Origin of the sequence: Microbacterium sp. No. 7 (assembly GCF_001314225.1) — a bacterium.
In the GTDB taxonomy this organism is placed as follows: Bacteria; Actinomycetota; Actinomycetes; order Actinomycetales; family Microbacteriaceae; genus Microbacterium.
The window spans coordinates 2,732,920-2,757,429 of record NZ_CP012697.1; the positions used below are offsets into that span (position 1 = coordinate 2,732,920).

Genomic DNA, 24,510 nt, shown 5'->3' on the forward strand with positions numbered 1-24,510 from the left:
GTGTCAGACGCCGACGTGCTTCTGGTAGCGGATGATGGCCGCGAACTCGTCGGCCAGCAGGCTCGCGCCGCCGACGAGCGCGCCGTCGATGTCGGGCTCGCGCATGAGGCCCGCGATGCTGCTCGACTTCACCGAGCCGCCGTAGAGCACGCGCGTGCGCGCCGCTGCCTCGTCGCCGAGCGACTCGGCGATGACCGCGCGCAGCGCCGCGCAGACCTCCTGCGCCTGCGCCGACGTCGCGACCTTGCCGGTGCCGATCGCCCAGACCGGCTCGTAGGCCACGACGATGTCGGCGTCGGCCGGCACGTCCGCGAGGGCCGCCTTCAGCTGGCTGACCGGCACGGCCGACGCGCCGAACTCCTCGAGCTGCTCGAGGGTCTCGCCGACGCAGATCACCGGCACGAGCCCGTGCCGCAGCGCGGCCTGCACCTTCGCGGCGACGAGGTCGTCGCCCTCGGCGTGGTACTCGCGACGCTCGGAGTGGCCGATGATGACGTACCGGCACTGGAGCTTGCTCAGGAACGCCCCCGAGACCTCCCCCGTGTAGGCGCCGGAGTCGTGCGCCGACAGGTCCTGCGCGCCGAACGCGAAGGGGATCTTGTCGGCGTCGATGAGCGTCTGCACGGACCGGATGTCGGTGAACGGCGGGAAGAGGGCGACCTCGACCGAGCCGGTCTCGTGATCGGCGTCCTTCAGCGTCCAGTGCAGCTTCTGCACGAGGGCGACCGCCTGCAGGTGGTCGAGGTTCATCTTCCAGTTGCCCGCGATCAGCGGGGTCCTGCTCACTGCCATCCGAGCACCTCCAGGCCGGGAAGCTTCTTGCCCTCGAGGAACTCGAGGCTGGCTCCACCGCCGGTGGAGATGTGGCCGAACCGGTCGTCGGCGAAGCCGAGCTGACGCACGGCCGCGGCGGAGTCGCCGCCGCCCACGACCGACAGGCCGTCGACCTCGGTGAGCGCCTGCGCGACGGCACGGGTGCCCTCGGCGAACGCGGCCATCTCGAACACGCCCATGGGGCCGTTCCAGAACACGGTCTTCGACGAGCGGATCGCGGCGGCGAACAGCTCCGCCGTCTGCGGTCCGATGTCGAGGCCCATGCCGTCCGCGCCGAAGGGCGTGTCCTCCAGCGCGTCCGCGGCGGCGACCACGTGGTCGGCGTCGGCCGCGAAGCCGGAGGCCATGACGGCGTCGACGGGAAGGATCAGCTCGATGCCCTTCTCGGCCGCCGTCCGGATGTAGCCCTTGACGGTGTCGAGCTGGTCGGTCTCCAGCAGGCTCTTGCCCACGGGGTGGCCCTGCGCGGCGAGGAAGGTGAACAGCATGCCGCCGCCGACGAGGATCTTGTCCACGCGCGGGAGCAGGTGCTCGATGACGCCCAGCTTGTCGCTGACCTTCGAGCCGCCGAGGACGACGGCGTAGGGACGCTCGGGACGCTCGGTGAGGCGGTCGAGGACGTCGACCTCCTTCTCGATGAGCAGGCCCGCGGCCGACGGCAGCAGCTCGGCGAGGTCGTAGACCGACGCCTGCTTGCGGTGCACGACGCCGAACCCGTCGGAGACGAGCGCGTCGCCGAGGGCGGCGAGCTGCTCGGCGAACGCGCGGCGCTCGCCCTCGTCCTTCGCCGTCTCGCCCGGGTTGAACCGCAGGTTCTCGATGACGGCGATCTCGCCGTCGCCGAGGGCGGCGACCGCCGCCTCGGCCGACGCGCCGACCGTGTCGCTCGCGAACGCGACGGGCTTGCCGAGCAGCTCGGAGAGCCGCTGCGCGACGGGCTCGAGGCTGTACTTCGGGTTGGGCTCGCCGTCGGGGCGGCCCAGGTGCGAGCACGCGATGACCCGCGCGCCCTGGTTGATGAGATGGTTCAGCGTGGGGAGCGCGGCCCGCACGCGGCCATCGTCCGTGATGACGCCGTCCTTGAGGGGGACGTTGAAGTCGACACGGACGATGACACGCTTGCCGGCGAGCGGACCCAGCGAATCGAGGGTACGCAGAGCCATGTGTCTACCTCAGAGCTTGCTGGCGACGAGCTCGGTGAGGTTGACGAGGCGGTTCGAGTAGCCCCACTCGTTGTCGTACCACGACACGACCTTGACCTGGTTGCCGATGACCTTCGTGAGGCCGGCGTCGAAGATCGACGAGTGCGCGTCGGTCACGATGTCCGACGAGACGATCGGGTCCTCGGTGTAGGCGAGGATGCCCTTGAGCGGGCCCTCCGCGGCGGCCTTGACGGCCGCGTTGACCGACTCGACCGTGACGGGCTTCTCGGCCTCGAAGGTGAGGTCGGTCGCCGAGCCGGTGGGGATCGGGACGCGCAGGGCGTAGCCGTCGAACTTGCCCTTCAGCTCGGGGATGACCAGTGCGACGGCCTGGGCGGCGCCGGTCTTGGTCGGCACGATGTTGATGGCTGCGGCGCGGGCGCGACGCAGGTCCTCGTGCGGGCCGTCCTGCAGGTTCTGGTCGGCGGTGTAGGCGTGCACCGTGGTCATGAGACCGCGGACGATGCCGAACTCGTCGTTCAGCACCTTCGCGAGCGGCGCGAGGCAGTTCGTGGTGCACGACGCGTTGGAGATGATGTTGTGCGCGGCGGGGTCGTAGTCGCCCTCGTTCACGCCGAGCACGAACGTCGCGTCCTCGCCCTTGGCCGGGGCCGAGATGATGACCTTCTTCGCGCCCGCGTCGAGGTGCTTCTTGGCGTCGGCGGCGTTGGTGAAGCGACCGGTCGACTCGATCACGATGTCGACGCCCAGCTCGCCCCAGGGGAGGTTGGCGGGGTCGCGCTCCTCGAAGACCTTGATGGTCTTGTCGCCGACCGTGATGGAGTCCTCGGAGTAGGTGACCTCCTGGCCGAGGCGCCCGAGGATCGAGTCGTACTTGAGCAGGTGGGCGAGGGCCTTGTTGTCGGTGAGGTCGTTCACCGCCACGATGTCGAGGTCCGCGCCTTGCTCGAGGGCTGCGCGGAGGTAGTTGCGTCCGATGCGGCCGAAGCCGTTGATGCCGATCTTGACAGACACGATGTCTCCCGTTTCTTGGTCGCGCCGGGAGGTGCAGGTCAGCACTCCGGGACGATCTTCATGGACAGAATGAGGATGCCGTCATCCTCGGCCGTGCCGAAGGAGGGCGGCATCCTCACCGTGGTTCGACCCTACTACGCGAGCAGTCCGGCCGTCTTGTCGCGTGCCGTCGAAAAGCGCTCGGCGACGCCTGCCCAGTCGGCGATGTTCCAGAACGCCTTCACGTAGTCGGCGCGCACGTTCTTGTAGTCGAGGTAGTAGGCGTGCTCCCACACGTCGAGCAGCAGCAGCGGCACGGTGCCGGCGGCGAACTGCGACTGCTGGTCGAAGAACTGCTGGATGATGAGGTTCTCGCCGATCGAGTCCCAGAACAGGCCGGCCCAGCCGGAGCCCTGCACGCCCAGCGCGGCGGCCGTGAAGTGCGCCTGGAACTTGTCGAACGAGCCGAAGTGGTCGTCGATGGCCGACTCGAGATCGCCCGTGGGCTTGTCGCCGCCGTTCGGCGACAGGTTGGTCCAGAAGATGGAGTGGTTGGTGTGACCGCCGAGGTTGAACGCGAGGTCCTTCTCCAGCTTGTTGATGTTCGCGAAGTCGCCCTTCTCGCGTGCCTCGGCGAGCTGGTCGAGCGCCGTGTTGGCGCCCGTGACGTAGGCCTGGTGGTGCTTCGAGTGGTGCAGCTCCATGATGGTCGCGCTGATGTGCGGAGCGAGCGCCGAGTAGTCGTATGCGAGGTCCGGGAGGGTGTACTTGGCCATGGTCTCTCTTCTTCCGATCAGAGCCGCGCCGACGCGGCCTAGGGGGACGACACCATCCTATTGAGCGCCTGCGACGCGTGGGCCGCGCACTGTCATACTGGTCAATCCTCGACGTTGGCGGGCACGGCCGACTCGGTGTCGGGCACGCCGTCGGTCGCGGCCTTCTTGTCGGCCATCGCGAGGAGCCGGCGGATGCGACCGGCGACGGCGTCCTTCGTGAGCGGGGGGTCGGCGTGGTGTCCGAGCTCGTCGAGGCTCGCGTCGCGGTGCGCGAGCCGCAGCTCCCCCGCCTGCCGGAGATGGTCGGGCACGGTGTCGCCGAGGATCTCCAGCGCGCGCTCGACGCGCGCGCACGCGGCGACGGCCGCCTGCGCGGAGCGCCGCAGGTTCGCGTCGTCGAAGTTGACGAGCCGGTTGACGCCGGCGCGCACCTCGCGGCGCTGCCGCAGCTGCTCCCACTCGGCGGCCGTCCGCTGCGCGCCCATCTCGGCGAGCGCCATCCGGATCGCGTCGCCCTCGCGGACGACGACGCGGGGCAGGCCGCGCACCTCGCGCGCCTTGGCGGAGATGCCGATGCGGGCTCCGGCGCCGACGAGCGCCATCGCCGCCTCGGCCGACGGGCAGGCGATCTCCAGGGCGGCCGACCGCCCGGGCTCGGAGAGGGAGCCCGCGGCGAGGAACGCGCCGCGCCAGATCGCGGCGAGGTCGGGGCGGGCGCCCGTCGTGAGGCGGTTCGGCAGGCCGCGCACGGGGCGCCGGCGCTGGTCGAGCAGGCCCGTCTGGCGGGCGAGCGTCTCGCCGCCCTCGATGACGCGCACGGCGAACCGCCCGCCGTTGCGGCCGCTCGACGCCTGCACGCGGTGCAGCTCGGGCCGCACGCCGTAGATCTCCATGAGATCGCGCGCCGTCCGCCGCGCCAGCACGTCGCTCTCCAGCTCGGCCTCGATCGCGACGCGGCCCGCGATCGAGTGCAGGCCGCCCGCGAAGCGCAGCAGCGCCGTCAGCTCGGCGACCCGTGCGGTGGGGCGGGGGTCACGAACGGCGGCCAGTTCGTCCTTGACGGAATCGGTCAATGACACAGAGATCCTTACGGCTGAGACGAATGAGAACGACCTCCCACCCTACTCCCGACCGAGGTCCCGATGTTTGATGCGCACGGCGACGCCCGGCACCTCGGAGAGCCGGCGGGCGAGCTCGATCGTCGTGACGACCGAGCGGTGCTTGCCGCCCGTGCAGCCGACGGCGACGACGGAGTGCCGCTTGTTCTCGCGCTGGTAGCCCTCCAGCACGGGGGCGAGCGCGGCCGCGTAGGCGTCGATGAACTCCTGCGCGCCGGGCTGCGAGAGCACGAACTCGCGGACGGCCTCGTCCTCGCCCGTGAGAGCCTTCAGCTCGGGCTTCCAGAACGGGTTGGGGAGGAAGCGCATGTCGGCGACGAGGTCGGCATCCGTCGGCAGGCCGTACTTGAAGCCGAAGCTCATCACGGTCATCGCGTGCCGCGCGTCGCCGTCGTCGGAGAAGAGGTCGACGACGTGCGTCGACAGCTGGTGCACGTTGAGCGCGCTCGTGTCGACGATGATGTCGGCCGCCTCACGGATGGACGCGAGCCGCTCGCGCTCCAGCCGGATGCCGTCGAGCAGCGTGCCCTCGCCCTGCAGCGGGTGCGGCCGCCGCACGGCCTCGTAGCGGCGCACGAGCACGTCGTCGGAGGCGTCGAGGAACAGCACGCGCAGCGAGCGCGCGTCACGCAGCGAGCGCGCGACGTCGGGCAGCGAGGCGATGTCGCGTCCGCGCACGTCGACGACGGCGGCGAGCCGCGGGATCGCGTCGCCGGCGAGCTCGCTCAGCTCGAGCAGGGGGCCGAGCATCTGGGCCGGCAGGTTGTCGACGACGTACCAGTCGAGGTCTTCCAGCGCGTTCGCCGCGGTCGTGCGTCCCGCCCCCGACATGCCGGTCACGATGAGCACCTCGGTTCGCAGCGACTGAACGTCCACGGTGTGTCTCCCTCTCCCGGGAATCAGCCTAGTCAGTGCCGGGCGCCCGGGGGTCGGCCAGATGCGCGTGCACCGCGGCGGCGAGCGCCGGCCCGATGCCCGGCAGCTCCTCGAGCTGCTCGGGCGTCGCGGCGCGCAGCTTCGCGACCGACCCGAAGTGGCGCAGCAGCGCCGTGATCCGCGCCTGGCCGAGGCCGGGGACCTCGCTCAGCACGGTCGTGATGTCGCGCTTGCGGCGACGGCGCTGATGCGTGATGGCGAACCGGTGCGCCTCGTCGCGCAGGCGCTGCAGGAGGTAGAGCGCCTCGGACGTGCGGGGCAGGATCACGGGGAAGTCCTCGCCGGGGAGCCATACCTCCTCGAGCCGCTTGGCGATGCCGCACAGCGCGATCTCGTCGTGCCCCGCGTCGTGCAGGGCGCGGGCGGCGGCCTCGACCTGCGGCTTGCCGCCGTCGACGACGAGCAGCTGCGGGCGGTACGCGAACCGCGGGCGCCGGCGGGCCGAGCCCTCGGTCTCCTCTTCGGCGACGGCGACCGGGCTCTCCTCGTCGTCGAGCCGGGCGAGACGGCGGGTCAGCACCTGGTAGAGCGAGTCGGTGTCGTCGGTGGTCTCGGTGATGCCGAACGAGCGGTACTGGTCCTTGCGGGCCAGCCCGTCCTCGAACACGACCATCGAGGCGACGACGTTGGTGCCGCCGAGGTGCGACACGTCGAACCCCTCGATGCGCAGGGGCGCCTCGTCGAGGCCGAGGGCCTCCTGCAGGTCGGTGAGGGCCTTGGTGCGCGCCGTGTAGTCGCTCGTGCGGCGGGTCTTGTGCAGCAGCAGCGCCTGCTGCGCGTTGACGGTCGCGGTGCGCATGAGCTCGGCCTTGGCGCCGCGCTGGGCGACCTGCACGGTCACGCGGGATCCGCGGTGCGCCGCGAGCCACTGCTCGATCTCGGCGGCGTCCTCGGGCAGCTGGGGCACGAGCACCTGCCGCGGGATGTCGGTCGCGTCGCCGTAGGCGCGCTGCAGCACCTGGTCGACGAGCTCGGCGCCCGAGATGTCGAGCTCCTTGTCGATCGTGCTGGCGCGCACGCCGCGCACCCGGCCGCCGCGCACGATGAAGTGCTGCACGGCCGCCGACAGCTCGTCCTCGGCGATGCCGAAGAGATCGGCATCCGTGTCTTCGCTCAGCACGAGCGCGCTCTTGCTGAGCACGGCCTCGATCGACTGCAGCTTGTCGCGGTACATCGCGGCGCTCTCGTAGTCGAAGACGGCGGCCGCCTCGTGCATGCGGGCCGTGAGCTCGCGGGTGAAGCGCTGGTCGCTGCCGGACATGAAGGCGACGAAGTCGTCGACGATCGCCCGGTGCTCCTCGATCGTGACGCGCATCGAGCACGGCCCGCCGCAGCGGCCGATCTGGCCGGGGAAGCAGGGCCGGCCGCTGGCCATCGCCTTCTTGTACGAGGAGTCGCTGCACGTGCGGATCGGGAAGACCTTGATCATCAGGTCGATCGTGTCGTGCACGGCCCAGACCTTGGGGTACGGGCCGAAGTACTTCGCGCCCTTGATGCGCCGGTTGCGCGTCACGATGACGCGCGGCGCCTCGTCGGCGAGCGTCACCGCCATGTAGGGGTAGGACTTGTCGTCCTTGTAGCGCACGTTGAAGGGCGGCGAGTACTCCTGGATCCAGGTGTACTCCAGCTGCAGCGCGTCGACGTCGGTCGGGACGACGGTCCATTCGACCGAGGCGGCCGTCGTGACCATGCGGCGCGTGCGCTCGTGCAGCGTGTGCAGCGGGGCGAAGTAGTTCGAGAGCCGGGCGCGCAGGTTCTTGGCCTTGCCGACGTAGAGCACGCGCCCCTGCGCGTCGCGGAAGCGGTAGACGCCGGGAGAGGTCGGGATCTCCCCCGGCTTCGGCTTGTAGGGCAGGGGGGATGCCATCTCAGCTCGCCCTGCGCGACGATCGCGTCGAGGCGGCGGCCGGCAGGATCTCGGCGAGGAACGCGCCCGTGTGGCTCCCCTCGGCCTTCGCGACCTGCTCGGGCGTGCCGGTCGCGATGATCTCGCCGCCGCCCGAGCCGCCCTCGGGCCCGAGGTCGATGACCCAGTCGGCCGACTTGATGACGTCGAGGTTGTGCTCGATGACGATGACGGAGTTGCCCTTGTCGACGAGGCCGTTCAGCACCTCGAGCAGGCGGCTGACGTCTTCGAAGTGCAGGCCCGTCGTCGGCTCGTCGAGCACGTAGATGCTGCGCCCGTTCGACCGGCGCTGCAGCTCGGTCGCGAGCTTGACGCGCTGCGCCTCGCCGCCCGAGAGCGTCGTGGCCGACTGGCCCAGGCGCACGTAGCCGAGGCCCACGTCGACGAGCGTCTTGAGATAGCGGTGGATCGCCTGGATCGGCTCGAAGAACTCCGCCGCCTCGGCGATCGGCATCTCCAGCACCTCGGCGATGTTCTTGCCCTTGTAGTGCACGCTCAGCGTGTCGCGGTTGTAGCGCTTGCCGTGGCAGACCTCGCAGTCGACGTAGACGTCGGGCAGGAAGTTCATCTCGATCTTGATCGTGCCGTCGCCCGAGCAGGCCTCGCAGCGGCCGCCCTTGACGTTGAAGCTGAAGCGGCCCGGCTGGTAGCCGCGCGCCTTGGCCTCGGGCGTCTCGCTGAACAGGGTGCGGATGCGGTCGAACACGCCCGTGTAGGTGGCGGGGTTCGACCGCGGCGTGCGGCCGATCGGCGCCTGGTCGACGTGCACGACCTTGTCGAGGTGCTCCAGTCCCGTGACGCGCGTGTGCTTGCCGGGGACGGTGCGGGCGCCGTTGAGGCGCGCGGCGAGCACCTCGTAGAGGATGTCGTTGACGAGCGACGACTTGCCGGAGCCCGACACGCCCGTGACGGCGGTGAGCACGCCGAGCGGGAAGTCGACGGAGACGTTCTTGAGGTTGTTCTCGCGCGCGCCGACGACGCTGATCTGCCGCTTCCGGTCGATCTTGCGGCGCTTCGCCGGCGTCGCGATGCTGCGCCGGCCGGACAGGTAGGCGCCCGTGATCGACCGCTCGTCGTCGAGGAGCGCGCCGAGCGGCCCGGAGTGCACGACCTCTCCCCCGTCGACGCCCGCGCGCGGGCCGATGTCGACGATCCAGTCGGCCGCCTGCACGGTCTCCTCGTCGTGCTCGACGACGATGAGGGTGTTGCCGAGGCTCTTCAGGCGCAGCAGCGTCTCGATGAGGCGGCGGTTGTCGCGCTGATGCAGGCCGATCGACGGCTCGTCGAGCACGTAGAGCACGCCCGTGAGGCCGGAGCCGATCTGCGTCGCGAGGCGGATGCGCTGCGCCTCACCGCCCGAGAGCGAGCCGGCCGAGCGCGACAGGTTGAGGTAGGTGAGGCCGACCTGGATGAGGAAGTCGAGGCGCAGCCGGATCTCGCGCAGCACCTGCGCGGCGATCTTCGCCTCGCGGTCGGTCAGCTGCAGGTCGGCGAAGAACGCGTGCGCCTCGGCGAGGCTGAGGTTCGACGCCTCGGCGATCGAGTGCCCGTGCACGAGCACCGCGAGCACCTCGGGCTTGAGGCGGGCGCCGTCGCAGACGGGGCACGGCACCTCGCGCAGGTATTCGGCCCAGCGCTGGCGCTGGGTGTCGGACTCGGCCTGCAGGTACTGGCGCTCGATGTAGGGGACGACGCCCTCGAACCCCGACGAGTAGCGCATCTCGCGGCCGTACTTGTTGCGCCACTTCACGGTGACCTTGTAGTTCTCGCCGTGCAGCACGGCCTGCTGCACGTCGACGCGCAGGTCGCGCCAGGGGGTGTCGAGGTCGAAGGCGAGGTCGTCGGCGAGGCCCTGCAGCAGCCGCTCGTAGTACTGGTACAGACCCTTGCCCTGCGTCGTCCACGGCAGGATCACGCCCTCGGCGATCGAGAGCTCCTCGTCGCCGAGCATGAGGTCGACGTCGACCGACATGCGCGTGCCGAGGCCCGAGCACGCGGGACACGCGCCGAACGGCGCGTTGAACGAGAAGGTGCGCGGCTCGATCTCGGTCAGCTGCAGCGGGTGCCCATTGGGGCAGGCGAGCTTCTCGCTGAAGCTCTGCCACGCCGCGTCGCCCTCCTCGTCGACGAAGTTGACCTGCACGATGCCGCCGGCCAGACCCAGCGCCGTCTCGACGGAGTCGGTGATGCGGCCGAGCAGGTCGGGGGCCGCGACGAGGCGGTCGACGACGACGGCGATGTCGTGCTTGTAGCTCTTCTTCAGCGCCGGCGGCTCGGCGAGCTGCACGAGCTCGCCGTCGACGACGGCACGCGCGTATCCCTTCGCGCTCAGCTCCTTGAAGAGGTCGACGAACTCGCCCTTCTTCTGCGTGACGACCGGCGCGACGATCTGGTAGCGCGTGCGCTCGGGCAGCTCCGCGAGCTGGTCGGCGATCTGCTGCACGGTCTGCCGCTGGATGCGCTCGCCGCACTCGGGGCAGTGCGGCACGCCGATGCGCGCCCACAGCAGGCGCATGTAGTCGTGGATCTCGGTGATCGTGCCGACGGTCGAGCGCGGGTTGCGGTTGGTCGACTTCTGGTCGATGCTGACCGCGGGCGACAGTCCCTCGATGAAGTCGACGTCGGGACGGTCGACCTGGCCCAGGAACTGACGCGCGTACGCGCTCAGCGACTCGACGTAGCGGCGCTGGCCCTCGGCGAAGATCGTGTCGAACGCGAGGCTCGACTTGCCCGACCCGGAGAGACCCGTGAACACCACGAGCGCATCGCGCGGGATGTCGAGATCCACGTTCTTGAGGTTGTGGACGCGGGCTCCGCGGACGCTGAGTTTCGAGGCTGAGGCAACAGGGACGATCGGCACGCGACAAGTCTAGGTTGGGGGTCCGACACGGGCCTCGCGGTTCGGTCAGGGCGAACGACGGCCCGCGAACGGAGCGAGCCCGTCGCGCACCGCGGCGAGCTGCGCGGCGTCCATCCCCACGTGCGCCATGACCTGCTCGGGCACGCTCAGAGCCTGTGTGCGGAGCGCGCGCCCGTCGTCGGTGAGGCCGATCTCCAGCACGCGCTCGTCGGCGGCGCGGCGGGTGCGCGTGACGCGGCCCTGGGCCTCCAGCCGCTTCACGAGCGGCGAGAGAGTCGCGGGCTCCATCGCGAGCTCCTCGGCGAGCTCGCCGAGCGAGCGGGGCGCGCTCTCCCAGAGGGCGAGCATGACGAGGTACTGCGGGTGGGTGAGGCCGAGCGGCTCGAGGATGGGCCGGTAGATCGAGACGACGTTGCGCGCGGCCGTGACGATCGCGAAGCACAGCTGGTTCTCGAGCCTCAGCAGCTCGTCGCGCGGGTCCATGGCATCCATCCTACGCTTTCGTTAGTACACTAATGATCATGACGCGAAACGATCCCGACGGCACGCCCGCGAACCCGCGCAAGAGCCTGAGCGCGCGGGTGAGGGAGGCGGGCGGGTGGTACGCGTACCTCAACGCGAAGCTGATCCGGTTCGCGGGCCCGGCGTCGGTGGGGCCGTACGAGACCGAGCCCGAGCCCTCGCGCGCCGAGCGCGCGTGCCCGCTGTGCCGCCGCCCCATGTCGGAGCACACCTTCGACCGCTCGGGTCCGAAGCCGCTCATGCACTGCCCGTGAGCGTCGCCCGTGAGCACCGCACGGACACGGACGGCGCAGATGACGTCTCGGTGAACAGACCCGCGCGGACTTGAGCCGGCGACGCCGGCCCGGTCAGACTGGGACGTCATGGCCGAGGGGCGAGACGACCGGCTCCCGGGAGCACGGCATCCGGGGAGCGTGGGCGAGGTGTTCCGCGCGTTCCTGGTGCTCGGCCTCACGTCGTTCGGCGGCCCCGTGGCGCACCTCGGGTACTTCCGTGAGGCGTTCGTCGTGCGGCGGCGCTGGCTGACCGACCGGGCGTACGCGGACCTGGTCGCCCTGTGCCAGTTCCTGCCGGGTCCGGCGTCGAGCCAGGTGGGCATGGCGATCGGCCTGCAGCGCGCGGGCGCGGGTGGCCTGCTCGCCGCATGGGCGGCCTTCACGCTGCCCTCGGCGATCGTGCTCGTCGCGTGCGCCTACGGACTGGCGGCGATCGACGGCCTCGACGGCACCGGATGGATCGCGGGTCTCAAGGCCGCGGCGGTCGCGGTCGTGGCGCTCGCCGTGCTGGGCATGGCGCGCACGCTCGCGCCGGACGCGCCGCGCGCCACCATCGCGGGGGCCGGGGCGATCGTGGCGCTCACGGTTCCCGGGGCCCTGGGCCAGGTCGGCGCGATCGGCGCGGCGGCCGTCGCGGGGCTGGTCCTGCTGCGGGGGACGACCCCGGCGCCGAGCGTCGACGAGTCCTTCGCCGTGCGGATGCCGCGTGCCGTGGCGGTCGCGTGCCTCGTCGCCTTCGGCGTGCTGCTCGCGGGGCTCCCCGTGGCGGCGGCGGTGCTGGCGGACCCGACGGTGTCGGCCTTCGACCTGTACTATCGCGCCGGCGCCCTCGTCTTCGGCGGCGGGCACGTCGTGCTGCCGCTGCTGGAGGCCGAGACTGTGCAGGCCGGCACGATCGGCGCCGACGCGTTCCTCGCGGGCTACGGCCTCGCGCAGGCGGTCCCCGGCCCGCTGTTCACGTTCGCGGGGTTCCTGGGGGCGGCGTCGACGTCCGCTCCGTCGGGCCTGGGCGGCGCGGCGATCGCGCTCGTCGCGATCTTCCTGCCGGGCGCCCTGCTCGTCGTGGGCGTGCTGCCGTTCTGGGAGCGGCTGCGCGGCTCCGCCGTCGCACGGGGCGCGCTGGCGGGCGCGAACGCGGGCGTCGTCGGCATCCTCGCCGCCGCCCTGTACTCGCCCGTGTTCACGGAGGGCATCACGTCGATCGGCGCGATGTGCGTCGCGATCGCGGCGTTCGTGGCGCTGTCGGCCTGGAAGGCGCCCGCGTGGGCCGTCGTGCTGGGCGCCGCGGTGCTCGGCGCCTGGCTTCTGCCGGGCTAGCGCGTCGCGATCGACCGCAGCGCGGGCTCGAGCTCCGGGAACGCGAAGCGATAGCCCGACGCGTCGAGGACGCCGGGCAGCACCCAGCGGCTCTTGAGCACGAGCTCGGGCTCGGTGCGCAGCACCCACATCGCGGGCTCCAGCATGAGCCGGTTGGACGGCAGCCCGATCGGGGCGCCCACGACGCGCCGCAGCGTGCGCATGAGCGTGCGGTTGTCGCTCGGGTTCGGTGCGGCGAGGTTGACGGGCCCCGCGAGGTCGTCGCGATCGATCAGGAATCGCACGCCGCCGATGACGTCGTCGACGTGGATCCAGCTGAACCGCTGGCGTCCGCGGGTGCGATGCCAGTGCGCAGGGTCGTCCGTCGGCTCGGCGCCGATTCCGCGGTAGCGACGATGCGGCGGCGCCCAGCAGTCGTACTGCGTGCCGCCCAGACCGGTGCGCGCGAGACGGAGGAGGAGGTTCGTCGCGGGGCCGTCGCCCAGCACGACGGCCATGCGCAGCGCGACACGACGGGTCGGGGGCGGGTCGCCGGCGAAGAGCTCCGCCTCCCAGGCCCGGGCGACGTCGACGGAGAAGCCCGTGCCGATCACGCCCGTCGCCTCGGTGTTCGGCGCGCGCATCTCGTGCCGGTAGATCGTGGCCGTCGAGGCGTTGAGCCACACCGCGGGCGGACGCGCCGCCCGCTCGACCGCCGCGCGCAGCGCGCGCGTCGTCTCGACACGGGATCGCAGGATCTCGTCGCGCGCAGCATCGGTGTAGCGGCAGTTGACGTTCTTGCCCGCCAGGTTGATCAGCACGTCGGAGCCGTCGATCTCCGCGGCGATCGCGTCGGGATCGGCCCACGTGGCGTCGCCGCGGCGCCCGACCGTGCGCACGCGGAAGCCGTCGTCGCCGAGGGCCGCGTGCAGGGCGCGACCGAGAAAGCCCGACGCACCCGCGATGACCGCCGTGCGTTTCGTCATGACGGCACCCTATCCTCCGTCACCATCTCCGTTCCTCACGATCAGCTTCCCGGCACTCGGCCTTGCTCGCGTTCGCTCGCGTTCCGAAGGCTCGCTCGCGTTCCGAAGGTTCGCGCACGCTCCGAAGGTTCGCTCGCGCTCACTCGCGCTCAGAAGGGGGCATCGGTCGCCGACGGGAGGTCGGCGTACCACCGTCGCGTTCGGGGTGGCGGGGGCGGAAGCGCGTGCTCCGGCACGAATCTCACGGTCGGCTCGGGTCGATCGGTGTGCCGGCGCCCGGACGGACTGGTCCACACCAGCACGCCCGGCGCCTCCTGCCGCACCGACCAGGCGGTGTGATGCTTCACGGTGTGATGCCGGCGGCACAGGTGCGCCGTGTTGCCGGGTGTCGTGGGGCCGCCTCTCGCGGCGTCGATCGTGTGGTCCACATCGCAGCGGACGGCGTTTCTGCGGCACCCGGGGAAGCGGCAGTGCTCGTCCCGCGCGCGGAGGAACCTCCGCAGCGCCTCCGGTGGACGATAGCGATCCGTCGCGAGGACGGCTCCGTCGAGCGGCGAGGTCATCACCCTGTCCCACCCCGATGCCGCGCCGGCCAGCCGGGCGGCGGTCACGGGGTCGATGGGCCCGTGGCCCGCGAGGATGCAGGGCTCCGTCGAGTCGCCCGCCATCGACAGCACGGGAATCGTGATCGTCACGTTCGCGCGGATGTGCCCGAGCCCGTCACCGCCGAGGCAGGTGTCCGGCGTTCCGGTGAGCAGCAGGTCGGTGAGGACATCGGCGCGGAGCTGATCGAGGGTGCGAGTGTCCGCCGAGGGCCGGTCGTCGTCGTCCCCATCGCGCCCGGCGTTCCCATCGCTTCCGTCGTCCCCGTCGCGCCCGTCGTTCCGGTCGTCCCCGTCGCTCCCGTCGTTTCCGCGGTTCCCTTCGTCGCCATCGGTCTCGCGCACGTCATCGCCACCGCCGTCCCGCGCACGGTCGCCATCGCGCTCCGCCACGTCGGCATCGGCCACGCCGGCATCCGCCACGCCTGTATCCGTCACACCGGTATCCGGCACGCCAGCATCCGCCAGGGTCACGCCATCGAGCGCGTCCTGATGCGTCCTCCGCCCACGATCACGCTCGTCTCTGATCGCACGGGCCTGCTGGGTGAGCCGGTCGTCGATCGCGTGCGCGAGGGTCGCGGGCAGGATCGCGAACAGCTCCGCGAGCCCGTCGGAGAGATCGCGCACGCCGGCACGGCGTCGTTCCGCCGCGCGGGCGGCGCGCTCGGCCAGGGAACGGTCGCGGTAGCGTTCCGCGAGCCCGGTCACGATCGGGCGCAGCCTGCCCGGCGTGAGGACACGCGCCTTGCCCAGCGCGTGGGTCACGTACTCGGCGACACGCGCATCGTCCTCGATGTCGGCACCGGCCTCATAGATCGTCAGCAGGTGGATGCGGGAGATCTCGCCCCGTTCCACGGCGTCAACCGCCACGCGGAACCGGGCACAGACGTCGACGGCCTGGTTGAGCAGCCGCGTGACCGTCCACTCGCTCATCCGGGTCGCGGCCGCCAGCTCGGCGATGAGCGATCGGCGGGCTAGATCTCGGGTGACCTCGGATCGCGGGCCATCACCGCCGATGAGCTCGGCCGCGCGGGCGAGGATGCGGATCTCCCGGGCATCCAGCGCGCTCCGCTCACGCGCCGCCGCGACGAACGCGTCCACGACCTCGTCGGCACGGCACAGCTCGCGGGGTGGCCGGTGCACAGTGCTCCCGGCGGCGGCCGCGGTGCTGCGGGGACCGTCGAGCGGTTGAGGATGAGACACGGAAACTCCCGTGGGGACACGTGGACAGGGAAAGGAGCGAGACTCGTTCTCTTCCCTCGTTGCCGTCGTGCAGGCTGTCTATCCCCAGCGGGGCCGAAGCCCCACCCACCGCGTGTTTCGAATCTCTCGGAATAAGTATAGCATGAATTTTCGTAGATATGAACAATGACCGTTGGTCGGGTTCCGCGGTGGAAGGCATGGGTGTGTGCGGGGTGAGGGGGTATCGCGTCGACGGAGAGGGTTTCGATACGCCGCCTTCGGCGGCTACTCAACCAGCGGGGTGAGGACGGGGCATGGGCGTGCCCTCGGTCGCGTTCTCTCCCCGCTGGTGGTGTTCTCTCCCGCTGGTGGTGTTCTCTCTCCGCTGGTCGTGTTCTCTCCCGCTGGTGGTGTTCTCTCCCGCTGGTCGAGTGCTCGCGGCGGAGCCGCGAGTGTATCGAGACCCTTCCCGCGGACCGTTGCACGGGTTTCGATACGCCGCCTGCGGCGGCTACTCAACCAGCGGGGGTGGGTGCGGGGTGAGGTAGGCGGGCCGAGGCGTCCCGTCTGTCGACGGCGCTTGAGAACTGATCGATAGCGGCGCTCGAAAAGTGGACACTCAACGATTGGAGAGTGATCACTTTGGAAGACTGGGCGCTGATCAGGAGGCTGGCTTCGGACGGGGTTCCGAAAGCGCAGATCGCGGCGCGGTTGGGGATCTCGCGGACGACCGTGATCAAGGCGGTGAACTCCGACGGGCCGCCGAAGTATGAGCGGTCGCCGCGGCCGACGTCGTTCACGCCGTTCGAGGTGCGGGTGCGGGCGTTGCTCGCCGAGCATCCGCGGATGCCGGCGACGGTGCTCGCGGAGCGGGTTGGTTGGGAGGGCTCGATCCGCTGGTTCCGGGACAATGTCGTGAGACTGCGACCTGAGCATCACCCGGTCGACCCGGCGGATCGGCTCTCGTGGGCGGCGGGCGATGCGGCTCAATGTGATCTCTGGTTCCCGCCGCGGAAGATCCCGCTCGAGGACGGCACGACGGCGCTGTTGCCGGTGTTGGTGATCGTCGCGGCGCATTCGCGGTTCGTGACTGCGCGGATGATCCCGACCAGGAAGACGGAGGATCTGCTGCTCGGGCACTGGGATCTCATCCAACGGCTCGGCGCGGTCCCGCGGCGGCTGATCTGGGACAACGAGTCCGGCATCGGGCAGCGCGGCCGCCTCGCGCAAGGTGTTGCGGCGTTCGCGGGGACCCTCGCGACGAAGGTCGTGCAGCTGAGGCCCTACGACCCGGAATCGAAAGGGATCGTGGAGCGCCGCAACGGCTGGCTCGAGACCTCGTTCATGCCCGGCCGCACGTTCACTTCCCCGGCGGACTTCAACGCCCAGCTGGAGGGCTGGCTGGAGAGAGCGAACGCGAGGGTGGTGCGGACGATCAAGGCACGCCCGGTCGATCTGATCGGCCACGACCGTTCACGGATGCTCCCGTTGCCGCCGATCCCGCTGCAACTGGGCTGGCGAGAACGAGTCCGCCTCGGGCGGGACTACTACGTCCGCCTCGACGCGAGCGACTACTCCGTCGATCCCGCCGCGATAGGCCGGTTTGTCGACGTAATCGCCGATCTCGACCGTGTTCGGGTGCGCCTGGAGGACAGGCTGGTCGCTGACCACGCGCGGGTCTGGGCGCGCGGCTCCACGATCACCGATCCCGCACATCTGGAGGCCGCGAAACGGCTGCGGCAACAGTTCCAGACCCCACGTCCTGATCCCGTTGATGACCTGGCGCGTGATCTCGCGGACTACGACCGGGCGTTCGGGATCGAAGGAGTCGCCTGATGGCTACCTCGAAGACCAGCGAGTCGGTGAAGCAGATCACCTACCTCGCCGGCGCACTCAAGGCACCCCGGATCACGGAGGCCGCAGCCCGGATGGCGGACCAAGCACGCGACGCCGGGTGGTCGTTCGAGGACTACCTCGCCGCCGTCCTCGAACGCGAAGTGAGCGCTCGCAACGCTTCCGGCGCGGAGCTGCGGATCAAAGCGGCCGGGTTCCCGAGCCGGAAGACGCTCGAGGACTTCGACTGGGACGCGCAACCAGCCACTCGGCAGCAGATCGCGGCGCTCGCTTCGGGAGGGTTCCTCCTCGAAGCGCAGAACGTGGTCCTGCTCGGCCCTCCCGGAACCGGGAAGACCCACCTCGCGACCGCGCTCGGAATCGTCGCCGCCCGCCACGGGCACCGAGTGCTGTTCGCGACCGCGACCGACTGGGTCACCCGCCTCACCGACGCCCACCGGCAAGGCAACCTCCCGAAAGAGCTCGCCCGGCTGCGGCGTTACGGGCTGATCATCGTCGACGAAGTCGGCTACCTCCCGTTCGAACAAGACGCAGCGAACCTGTTCTTCCAACTCGTCTCCAGCCGCTACGAGCACGCGTCACTGATCCTGACCTCGAACCTGCCGTTCTCCAGCTGGGGAGGGGTCTTCGGCGACCAGGCCGTTGCCGCCGCGATGATCGACCGCATCGTTCACCACGCCGACGTCCTCACCCTCAAAGGCGCCAGCTACCGACTCCGCGGCCGCGGCATCGACAGCCTCCCCAGCATCCGCACCACCACCGACGAAACACCTAGCTAGACTGCCCGCAACCGTTCACTTTTCGAGCGCCGAAAGCGTCCAGAGTTCGAGCGCCGCCGACACCGTCCCGCTGGTCGAGTGCTCGCGGCGGAGCCGCGAGTGTATCGAGACCCTTCCCGCGGACCGTTACATGGGTTTCGATACGCCGCCTGCGGCGGCTACTCAACCAGCGGGGCGAGGTGGGCGACCGCCGAGCGCGGGGGGTCAGCGGGAGGCGTGGTGTTCGCGGGCGACGTCGATCCAGAACAGCAGCCGGTCGTCGTCGGCGATCGCGTCGGCGTCGACGCTCAGCCAGCTGGGGCCCATCGACCGGCGGGCGGCGCCCATCTCGGCCTGCCGGGCGCCCGGCAGGAGCTGCAGCTCGGGGCTGCGCTCGGGGTCCACGCGCACGAGCAGGTCGCCGTCGCCCCACGCCGCGACGAGCAGGCGCTCGTCGACCATGAACGCGAGGCTGCCGAACATCCGCTTCTGCTCCACACGCTCGCCCGACAGCATCGCCCGGATCCGGTCGGCCAGCTCGGCCCGCCTCTCGTTCATGTCCGCGTCCTCCTCGCCCTCACGCCCGCATCCTCCGCTCGCTCACGCCCGTGTCGTCCTCGCCGTGCGACTGCGCGCTAGGCGTGCCCCGCACGCTCCATCGCGCGCAGCTCCTTCTTGAGGTCCTGCACCTCGTCGCGCAGGCGCGCGGCGAGCTCGAACTTCAGCTCGCCGGCGGCGGCGAGCATCTGGGCCGTGAGGTCTTCGATCGTCGCCTCCAGCTGCGTCGCCCCCTCGGCGGCGATGCCCTGGCGCAGCTGCGGCGTCGGGCTCTTGCCCTTGCCCGACTTCGTCTTCGACGCGCCCTTCCCCTTGCCCCGCAGCATGCGGTCGGTGTCGTCGGCCTCGCGCGTGAGCGCGTCGGTGATGTCGGCGATCTTCTTGCGCAGCGGCTGGGGGTCGATGCCGTGCTCGGCGTTGTACGCGAGCTGCTTCTCGCGGCGGCGCTCGGTCTCCTCGATCGCGGCCTTCATCGAGTCGGTCATCGTGTCGGCGTACATGTGCACCTCGCCCGAGACATTGCGCGCGGCGCGCCCGATCGTCTGGATGAGCGACGTGCCCGAGCGCAGGAAGCCCTCCTTGTCGGCATCCAGGATCGCGACGAGCGACACCTCGGGCAGGTCGAGGCCCTCGCGCAGCAGATTGATGCCCACGAGCACGTCGAACACGCCCTGCCGCAGCTCGGTGAGCAGCTCGACGCGGCGCAGCGTGTCGACGTCGGAGTGCAGGTAGCGCACCCGCACGCCGTGCTCGCCGAGGAAGTCGGTGAGCTCCTCGGCCATCTTCTTGGTGAGCGTCGTGACGAGCACGCGCTCGTCACGCTCGACGCGCACGCGGATCTCCTCGAGCAGGTCGTCGATCTGCCCCTTCGACGGCTTCACGACGATCTGCGGGTCGACGAGGCCCGTGGGGCGGATGATCTGCTCCACGACGCCGTCGGCGATGCCCATCTCGTAGCGCCCCGGCGTCGCGGACAGGTAGACGGTCTGCCCGATGCGCGCCTTGAACTCGTCGAAGCGCAGCGGCCGGTTGTCGAGCGCGCTCGGCAGCCGGAAGCCGTGGTCGACGAGGGTGCGCTTGCGCGAGGCGTCGCCCTCGTACATCGCGCCGATCTGCGGCACCGTCACGTGCGACTCGTCGATCACCATGAGGAAGTCGTCGGGGAAGAAGTCGAGCAGCGTGTGCGGCGGCTCGCCGGCCGAGCGCCCGTCGAGGTGACGCGAGTAGTTCTCGATGCCGGAGCAGAACCCGAGCTGCTGCAGCATCTCGAGGTCGAACGTCGTGCGCATGCGCAGCCGCTGGGCCTCGAGCAGCTTTCCCTGCCCCTCCAGCTCCGCGAGCCGCTCTGCCAGCTCCGTCTCGATCGTGCCGATCGCGCGCTGCACCGTGTCGGTGCCCGCCACGTAGTGCGACGCCGGGAAGATCGGCACGCTGTCGAGCCTCTGCACGACGTCGCCCGTGAGCGGATGCAGCATGTACAGCGCCTCGATCTCGTCGCCGAACAGCTCGATGCGCACCGCGAACTCCTCGTACACCGGGATGATCTCGATCGTGTCGCCGCGCACGCGGAAGTTGCCGCGCGAGAAGTCGACGTCGTTGCGGTTGTACTGCATGGCGATGAACTTGCGGATGAGGGCGTCGCGGTCGTACCGCTCCCCCACCTGCAGGGCGACCATCGCCCGCAGGTACTCCTCCGGCGCGCCGAGGCCGTAGATGCACGAGACCGTGGAGACCACGATGACGTCGCGCCGCGACAGCAGCGAGTTGGTCGTGGAGTGCCGGAGGCGCTCGACCTCGGCGTTGATCGACGAGTCCTTCTCGATGAAGGTGTCGGTCTGCGGAACGTAGGCCTCGGGCTGGTAGTAGTCGTAGTAGCTGACGAAGTACTCGACGGCGTTGTTCGGCATGAGCTCGCGGAACTCGTTCGCGAGCTGCGCCGCGAGGGTCTTGTTGTGCGCGAGCACGAGCGTCGGCCGCTGCACCGCCTCGACGAGCCAGGCCGTCGTCGCCGACTTGCCCGTTCCGGTCGCGCCGAGCAGCACGACGTCGGTCTCGCCGGCGTTGATGCGCGCGGCGAGCTGCGCGATCGCCTGCGGCTGGTCGCCGCTGGGCCGGTACTCGCTGATGACCTCGAACGGCCGGACGGAGCGCGTGGTCTGCATGCCTCCAGCGTAGATCGCACCTCCGACACGCGGGCGGTGCGGGCCGTCCGCACCGCCCGCGGCCGGCACGATGCCCCGAGGCCGTGCTCAGAACACGTGCTCAGAACACGTTCTCAGAGGCTGTCGTCCTCGCCCGACTCGAAGTCGCCGGTGGCGAAGTCGTCCCACTCGGGCTCGTCGGACTCGTTCTCAGGAGACTGCCACGTACGTCGCCGATCCATTCCTCGTTCTCCCCCCGGATGACGCCCGGTCCGCCGGATGCCGCCGGGCCGCACTGGCAGGCTAGCCGCGACGCGTGAACGCGCGATGACACCCCGATCTCGCCTCGATGTCCCCGGCTGGGCATCCCCTGAATCGTCGCGAGGACCGTCGCCGCGCCGTCGATCGCACGCCGCCGCGCCCGGACCGCGCCGCCCTCCCCGCGCGCCCGAACTCATACCCCGGACCGGGATGCGGCTTAGGAACGACCAAGGAACGGCGCCTCGAATGGTGACCAGCACATGAACATCAGGAGAACTCCATGACCCTCCCCTCCCTCGTCCTCGTCGGCGTCGACCTCGCGGCGGCGCTCCTGCTGAGCCTCGGCCTGTACTACCGGCGTCACCACCGCCGCGACCTCGTCGTCGCCTTCCTCGGCGTGAACGTCGGCGTGCTCGTCGTGGCCTCCGTGCTCGGCAGCGCCGAGGTGGCGATGGGCCTGGGCCTCGGCATCTTCGGGGTGCTGTCGATCATCCGCCTGCGCTCGTCGGAGATCTCCCAGCGCGAGGTCGCGTACTACTTCGCGGCGCTCGCGATCGGGCTCGTCGCCGGCCTGCCGCAGACCGACCCATGGCCGGTCACAGGGCTGATCGTGCTCATCCTGCTCGTCATGTGGGCCGCCGACCATCCGTTCCTCCTCGCACGGGCCCGCCATCAGCTCGTGCGGATCGATCGCGCGATCGCGGACGAGGACGAGCTCCGCGCGGAGCTGGCCGCCCGGCTCGGCGCCGAGATCGCCTCGATCTCGCTGCAGGAGCTCGACCTCGTCGACGACACGACGCTCGTCGACGTGCGCTACCGCGTCGCGCCGGCGCGCGCGGTGCGCGTCGCCCTCGACGACGCGGAGGCGGTCCGATGACCGACCTGACGCGGTTCGACGCGATCGGCCTCGAGGAGCTCGTCGCCGAGGCCGCGCTCCTGGCGCGCGTGGATCGCAAGTACGTCGTCCCCCGCGGCGGCGTCGACGCCGTCCTGGCCGCGCTCGACCCGGGCACCCGCGTCCTGGAGATCGACGGCGCCCGCGACTTCGCCTACGAGTCGGTGTACTTCGACACCCCCGACCTGCTGAGCTTCCGGATGGCGGCGCGCCCGCGGCGGCGACGGTTCAAGCTGCGCACCCGCAGCTATCTCGACACGGGCGGCTCGTTCCTGGAGATCAAGACGCGGGGCGCCCGCGGCACGACGGTCAAGGACCGCGACCCCTACGACACCGCGCGCCGCGCCGAGCTCACGCCGCAGGCGCGGACCGAGGTCGCCGCGGCTCTCGCGACGATCGGCGTCGCCCCCGGGCGCGCCGACGATCTGCGTGCGACGCTGACGACCCGCTACCGTCGTGCGACCCTGCTGTGCTCCGACGGCGCCGCCCGTGCGACGATCGACACCGATCTCGCCTGGGTCGGGCCCGACGGCGCGGGCTTCGCGCTCCGCGACATCGCGATCGTCGAGACGAAGTCGCCGTCGTCGGCGTCCGCCGTCGATCGCCTGCTCTGGCGCTCCGGCCATCGCCCGGCGACCGTCAGCAAGTACGCGACCGGCCTCGCGGCCCTCGACGACCGGCTGCCCCGCAACCGCTGGGCACGGCTGCTCGACGGCCCGTTCGCGCCGTCGCATCGCTCGCCGATGCCGCATCGCGCCGCCCCGGCCGATCCCCGCACCGCCGTCACCCGTCCCGACCCCGAGGAGACACCATGTCCCACCGCCGCCTGACCCTCGCCGCCGCTCCGCTCGCCGTCACGGCGCTCGTGCTCGCCGGCTGCTCCTCCGCCGCCTCGGAGCCCGCGGCGTGGATCGACGCCGCGACGACCACCGCCCCCGGCGCGACGAACGAGGCCGTGCCCGGGGCCGGGCTGAACGCGGCCGCCGTGCTGGCCGCGAACGCCGACGCCACCGTCGTCTACGACGGAGACTGGTCGGCGTCCGACGCGGTCGACATCGCGCTCGACGGCGCGACGGCGACGTCGAGCTCCGACGGGGTCCGCGTCTCCGGATCCACCGTGACGATCACGGATGCCGGGGTCTTCCGCCTCTCGGGCTCGCTGGAGGGCCGGGTCGTCGTCGCCGCGCCGGACGACGCGCGGGTCGTGCTGATCCTCGACGGCGCCGACATCGCGGCATCCGACGGGCCGGCGATCACCGTCAGCACCGCCGACGACGTCGTGATCGCCCTGACGGGCGACAACACGGTGTCGGACGCCGCGTCCTATCCGGACGGCGCCGACACCAACGCCGCGATCCACGCCGACGCCGATCTCACGATCACCGGCACGGGATCGCTCACCGTGACCGGCAACGGCAACGACGGCATCACGAGCACCGACGATCTCGTCGTCCTCTCCGGTGGGATCACCGTCGACGCGGCCGACGACGGGCTGCGCGGCAAGGACGCGCTCGTCGTCTCCGGAGGCACGCTTACCGTGACCGCCGGAGGCGACGCGCTCAAGAGCGACCAGGACGGCGACGACACGAAGGGCTACGTCTGGCTCGCGGGCGGCACGATCGATCTCACCAGCGGCGACGACGGCGTCTCCGCCGCCACCGACGTCGTGGTCACCGACGGCACGGTCTCGATCGTCGCGGGCACGGCGGCCACCGCCGCCGACGACGTGCCGCAGGGCGTGGCCGCCGGCGTCACGGTCGTCGTCGAGGGCGGCGACATCGCGATCGACGCGGCCGACGACGGGCTGCACTCCGACGGCTCCGTGGGCATCGGCGGCGGCACGCTCACGATCTCGTCGGGCGACGACGGCGTGCACGCGGAGCAGCGGCTCGAGATCCGCGGCGGCGACGTCACGATCGCCGAGGCCGTGGAGGGCCTCGAGGGGGTGGACGTCGCGATCTCGGGCGGCACGGTCTCGGTCACCGCGAGCAACGACGGCATCAACGCCGCGGGCAACACGGCCTCGGGAGGGCAGGGCGGCATGGCCGGCGAGGCGGACACGGGCGAGAGCCTCGTGATCTCCGGCGGCACGGTGACCGTCGTCGCCCGCGGCGACGCCCTGGACTCGAACGGGTCCATCACGATCTCGGGCGGCGAGATCGCCGTCTACGGCCCGACCGGGGGCGGCGAGGGCGCGGTCGACGCCAACGGCGCCGTCACGATCGACGGCGGCGTCGTGCTCGTCGGCGGCAGCACGCTGAAAGTCCCGGGCGGGGCGCAGACGTGGGTCTCGGCCTCCGCGTCCGGCTCGGCGGGCTCGACCGTCGAGATCCTGGACGCGGCGGGCGCTCTCGTCGCCTCGTTCACGTCCGCCGCCTCGTTCGACGCGCTGCTGGTCAGCGACGCGGGCCTGGTCGCCGGCGACTCCTATGACGTCGTCGTCGACGGCACGACGACCGCGGCGACGGCCGGGACCGGGCTCACCACGGGGATGGGCCCCGGCGGAGCGGGCGGATTCCCCGGCGGCGGGGGCGGCGGATTCCCCGAAAGAGGCCCAGAGGGCCGGCCGGACGGCGCGGCGTCCTAGAGTGAAG

The 24,510-nt window shown here is 71.1% G+C and carries 20 protein-coding genes; 7 read left to right on the forward strand and 13 right to left on the reverse strand.

The window, feature by feature from the left end:
• Positions 1–3: 3 nt before the first annotated feature.
• The 9 genes from tpiA to AOA12_RS12740 all read right to left on the reverse strand — a co-directional run bounded on the left by tpiA (position 4) and on the right by AOA12_RS12740 (position 11,069).
• The gene (gene tpiA / locus AOA12_RS12700) at positions 4–792 is read right to left on the reverse strand and encodes a triose-phosphate isomerase (protein ID WP_054683275.1); all 789 of its coding nucleotides are present in this window, start codon (positions 790–792) and stop codon (positions 4–6) included.
• Positions 783–1,997: a phosphoglycerate kinase gene (locus AOA12_RS12705; RefSeq protein ID WP_054683277.1), complete on the reverse strand. Its 1,215-nt coding sequence runs from the start codon at positions 1,995–1,997 to the stop codon at positions 783–785. The genes tpiA and AOA12_RS12705 overlap by 10 nt, the downstream gene beginning before the upstream one ends.
• 9 nt (positions 1,998–2,006) lie before the next feature.
• Positions 2,007–3,011 carry a type I glyceraldehyde-3-phosphate dehydrogenase gene (gene gap, locus AOA12_RS12710; RefSeq protein WP_054683280.1) on the reverse strand — a complete coding sequence of 335 codons (1,005 nt, stop codon included), beginning with the start codon at positions 3,009–3,011 and terminating at the stop codon, positions 2,007–2,009.
• Positions 3,012–3,145: 134 nt separating this feature from the next.
• On the reverse strand, positions 3,146–3,766 hold the full coding sequence (locus AOA12_RS12715; RefSeq protein WP_054683282.1) for a superoxide dismutase: 621 nt from the start codon (positions 3,764–3,766) through the stop codon (positions 3,146–3,148).
• 101 nt (positions 3,767–3,867) lie between these two features.
• On the reverse strand, positions 3,868–4,845 hold the full coding sequence (gene whiA, locus AOA12_RS12720) for a DNA-binding protein WhiA (protein WP_054683284.1): 978 nt from the start codon (positions 4,843–4,845) through the stop codon (positions 3,868–3,870).
• 42 nt (positions 4,846–4,887) lie between these two features.
• Positions 4,888–5,760 (reverse strand): RNase adapter RapZ, encoded by an 873-nt coding sequence (rapZ, locus tag AOA12_RS12725; RefSeq protein ID WP_054683286.1) that lies wholly within the window; start codon positions 5,758–5,760, stop codon positions 4,888–4,890.
• A 28-nt stretch (positions 5,761–5,788) separates the two neighbouring features.
• On the reverse strand, positions 5,789–7,687 hold the full coding sequence (gene uvrC / locus AOA12_RS12730) for an excinuclease ABC subunit UvrC (protein WP_054683289.1): 1,899 nt from the start codon (positions 7,685–7,687) through the stop codon (positions 5,789–5,791).
• A 1-nt stretch (position 7,688) separates the two neighbouring features.
• Positions 7,689–10,586: an excinuclease ABC subunit UvrA gene (gene uvrA, locus AOA12_RS12735; protein ID WP_082406232.1), complete on the reverse strand. Its 2,898-nt coding sequence runs from the start codon at positions 10,584–10,586 to the stop codon at positions 7,689–7,691.
• A 45-nt stretch (positions 10,587–10,631) separates the two neighbouring features.
• Positions 10,632–11,069 (reverse strand): MarR family winged helix-turn-helix transcriptional regulator, encoded by a 438-nt coding sequence (locus tag AOA12_RS12740; RefSeq protein ID WP_054683291.1) that lies wholly within the window; start codon positions 11,067–11,069, stop codon positions 10,632–10,634.
• Between the two features lie 32 nt (positions 11,070–11,101).
• Between AOA12_RS12740 and AOA12_RS12745 the strand changes: the two genes are divergently transcribed.
• Both AOA12_RS12745 and chrA read left to right on the forward strand, forming a co-directional pair.
• On the forward strand, positions 11,102–11,362 hold the full coding sequence (locus AOA12_RS12745; protein WP_082406233.1) for a hypothetical protein: 261 nt from the start codon (positions 11,102–11,104) through the stop codon (positions 11,360–11,362).
• A gap of 108 nt (positions 11,363–11,470) precedes the next feature.
• The gene (chrA, locus tag AOA12_RS12750; RefSeq protein ID WP_054683295.1) at positions 11,471–12,700 is read left to right on the forward strand and encodes a chromate efflux transporter; all 1,230 of its coding nucleotides are present in this window, start codon (positions 11,471–11,473) and stop codon (positions 12,698–12,700) included.
• Here chrA and AOA12_RS12755 read toward each other — a convergent pair.
• Both AOA12_RS12755 and AOA12_RS12760 read right to left on the reverse strand, forming a co-directional pair.
• Entirely contained in the window at positions 12,697–13,665 is a 969-nt protein-coding gene (locus tag AOA12_RS12755; RefSeq protein ID WP_054683298.1) for an epimerase, read from the reverse strand. The two genes, chrA and AOA12_RS12755, sit on opposite strands and share 4 nt — an antisense overlap.
• 149 nt (positions 13,666–13,814) lie before the next feature.
• Positions 13,815–15,470 carry an HNH endonuclease gene (locus AOA12_RS12760; protein WP_082406235.1) on the reverse strand — a complete coding sequence of 552 codons (1,656 nt, stop codon included), beginning with the start codon at positions 15,468–15,470 and terminating at the stop codon, positions 13,815–13,817.
• Between the two features lie 612 nt (positions 15,471–16,082).
• On the opposite strand from AOA12_RS12760, the gene istA reads away from it, so the two are divergent.
• Positions 16,083–17,285, forward strand: a complete 1,203-nt coding sequence (gene istA / locus AOA12_RS12765) for an IS21 family transposase (protein ID WP_082405821.1) — start codon at positions 16,083–16,085, stop codon at positions 17,283–17,285.
• The gene (gene istB / locus AOA12_RS12770; RefSeq protein WP_054678490.1) at positions 17,285–18,082 is read left to right on the forward strand and encodes an IS21-like element helper ATPase IstB; all 798 of its coding nucleotides are present in this window, start codon (positions 17,285–17,287) and stop codon (positions 18,080–18,082) included. The genes istA and istB overlap by 1 nt, the downstream gene beginning before the upstream one ends.
• 204 nt (positions 18,083–18,286) lie before the next feature.
• Here istB and AOA12_RS12775 read toward each other — a convergent pair whose 3' ends face one another.
• Entirely contained in the window at positions 18,287–18,619 is a 333-nt protein-coding gene (locus AOA12_RS12775) for a TfoX/Sxy family protein (RefSeq protein ID WP_054683302.1), read from the reverse strand.
• 77 nt (positions 18,620–18,696) lie between these two features.
• Entirely contained in the window at positions 18,697–20,781 is a 2,085-nt protein-coding gene (gene uvrB / locus AOA12_RS12780; RefSeq protein ID WP_054683304.1) for an excinuclease ABC subunit UvrB, read from the reverse strand.
• Between the two features lie 520 nt (positions 20,782–21,301).
• Here uvrB and AOA12_RS12785 point away from each other — a divergent pair.
• The 3 genes from AOA12_RS12785 to AOA12_RS12795 are packed head-to-tail and all read left to right on the forward strand — an operon-like array spanning position 21,302 to position 24,503.
• Entirely contained in the window at positions 21,302–21,898 is a 597-nt protein-coding gene (locus AOA12_RS12785) for a DUF4956 domain-containing protein (protein WP_054683306.1), read from the forward strand.
• Positions 21,895–22,746: a polyphosphate polymerase domain-containing protein gene (locus tag AOA12_RS12790; protein ID WP_082406237.1), complete on the forward strand. Its 852-nt coding sequence runs from the start codon at positions 21,895–21,897 to the stop codon at positions 22,744–22,746. Before AOA12_RS12785 ends, AOA12_RS12790 begins: the two co-directional genes overlap by 4 nt.
• Positions 22,728–24,503, forward strand: coding sequence for a carbohydrate-binding domain-containing protein (locus tag AOA12_RS12795; protein ID WP_054683308.1), 1,776 nt, complete (start codon positions 22,728–22,730; stop codon positions 24,501–24,503). The genes AOA12_RS12790 and AOA12_RS12795 overlap by 19 nt, the downstream gene beginning before the upstream one ends.
• Positions 24,504–24,510 lie beyond the last annotated feature (7 nt).

What these genes read in the sequence shown, in the direction of transcription:
- tpiA (WP_054683275.1), bottom strand. Translation starts at nt 792, where the DNA reads ATGGCAGTGAGCAGGACCCCGCTGATCGCGGGCAACTGGAAGATGAAC.
- AOA12_RS12705 (WP_054683277.1), bottom strand. Translation starts at nt 1,997, where the DNA reads ATGGCTCTGCGTACCCTCGATTCGCTGGGTCCGCTCGCCGGCAAGCGT.
- AOA12_RS12715 (WP_054683282.1), bottom strand. Translation starts at nt 3,766, where the DNA reads ATGGCCAAGTACACCCTCCCGGACCTCGCATACGACTACTCGGCGCTC.
- uvrC (WP_054683289.1), bottom strand. Translation starts at nt 7,687, where the DNA reads ATGGCATCCCCCCTGCCCTACAAGCCGAAGCCGGGGGAGATCCCGACC.
- AOA12_RS12740 (WP_054683291.1), bottom strand. Translation starts at nt 11,069, where the DNA reads ATGGACCCGCGCGACGAGCTGCTGAGGCTCGAGAACCAGCTGTGCTTC.
- AOA12_RS12745 (WP_082406233.1), top strand. Translation starts at nt 11,102, where the DNA reads ATGATCATGACGCGAAACGATCCCGACGGCACGCCCGCGAACCCGCGC.
- chrA (WP_054683295.1), top strand. Translation starts at nt 11,471, where the DNA reads ATGGCCGAGGGGCGAGACGACCGGCTCCCGGGAGCACGGCATCCGGGG.
- AOA12_RS12755 (WP_054683298.1), bottom strand. Translation starts at nt 13,665, where the DNA reads ATGACGAAACGCACGGCGGTCATCGCGGGTGCGTCGGGCTTTCTCGGT.
- istB (WP_054678490.1), top strand. Translation starts at nt 17,285, where the DNA reads ATGGCTACCTCGAAGACCAGCGAGTCGGTGAAGCAGATCACCTACCTC.
- AOA12_RS12775 (WP_054683302.1), bottom strand. Translation starts at nt 18,619, where the DNA reads ATGAACGAGAGGCGGGCCGAGCTGGCCGACCGGATCCGGGCGATGCTG.
- uvrB (WP_054683304.1), bottom strand. Translation starts at nt 20,781, where the DNA reads ATGCAGACCACGCGCTCCGTCCGGCCGTTCGAGGTCATCAGCGAGTAC.
- AOA12_RS12785 (WP_054683306.1), top strand. Translation starts at nt 21,302, where the DNA reads ATGACCCTCCCCTCCCTCGTCCTCGTCGGCGTCGACCTCGCGGCGGCG.
- AOA12_RS12790 (WP_082406237.1), top strand. Translation starts at nt 21,895, where the DNA reads ATGACCGACCTGACGCGGTTCGACGCGATCGGCCTCGAGGAGCTCGTC.
- AOA12_RS12795 (WP_054683308.1), top strand. Translation starts at nt 22,728, where the DNA reads ATGTCCCACCGCCGCCTGACCCTCGCCGCCGCTCCGCTCGCCGTCACG.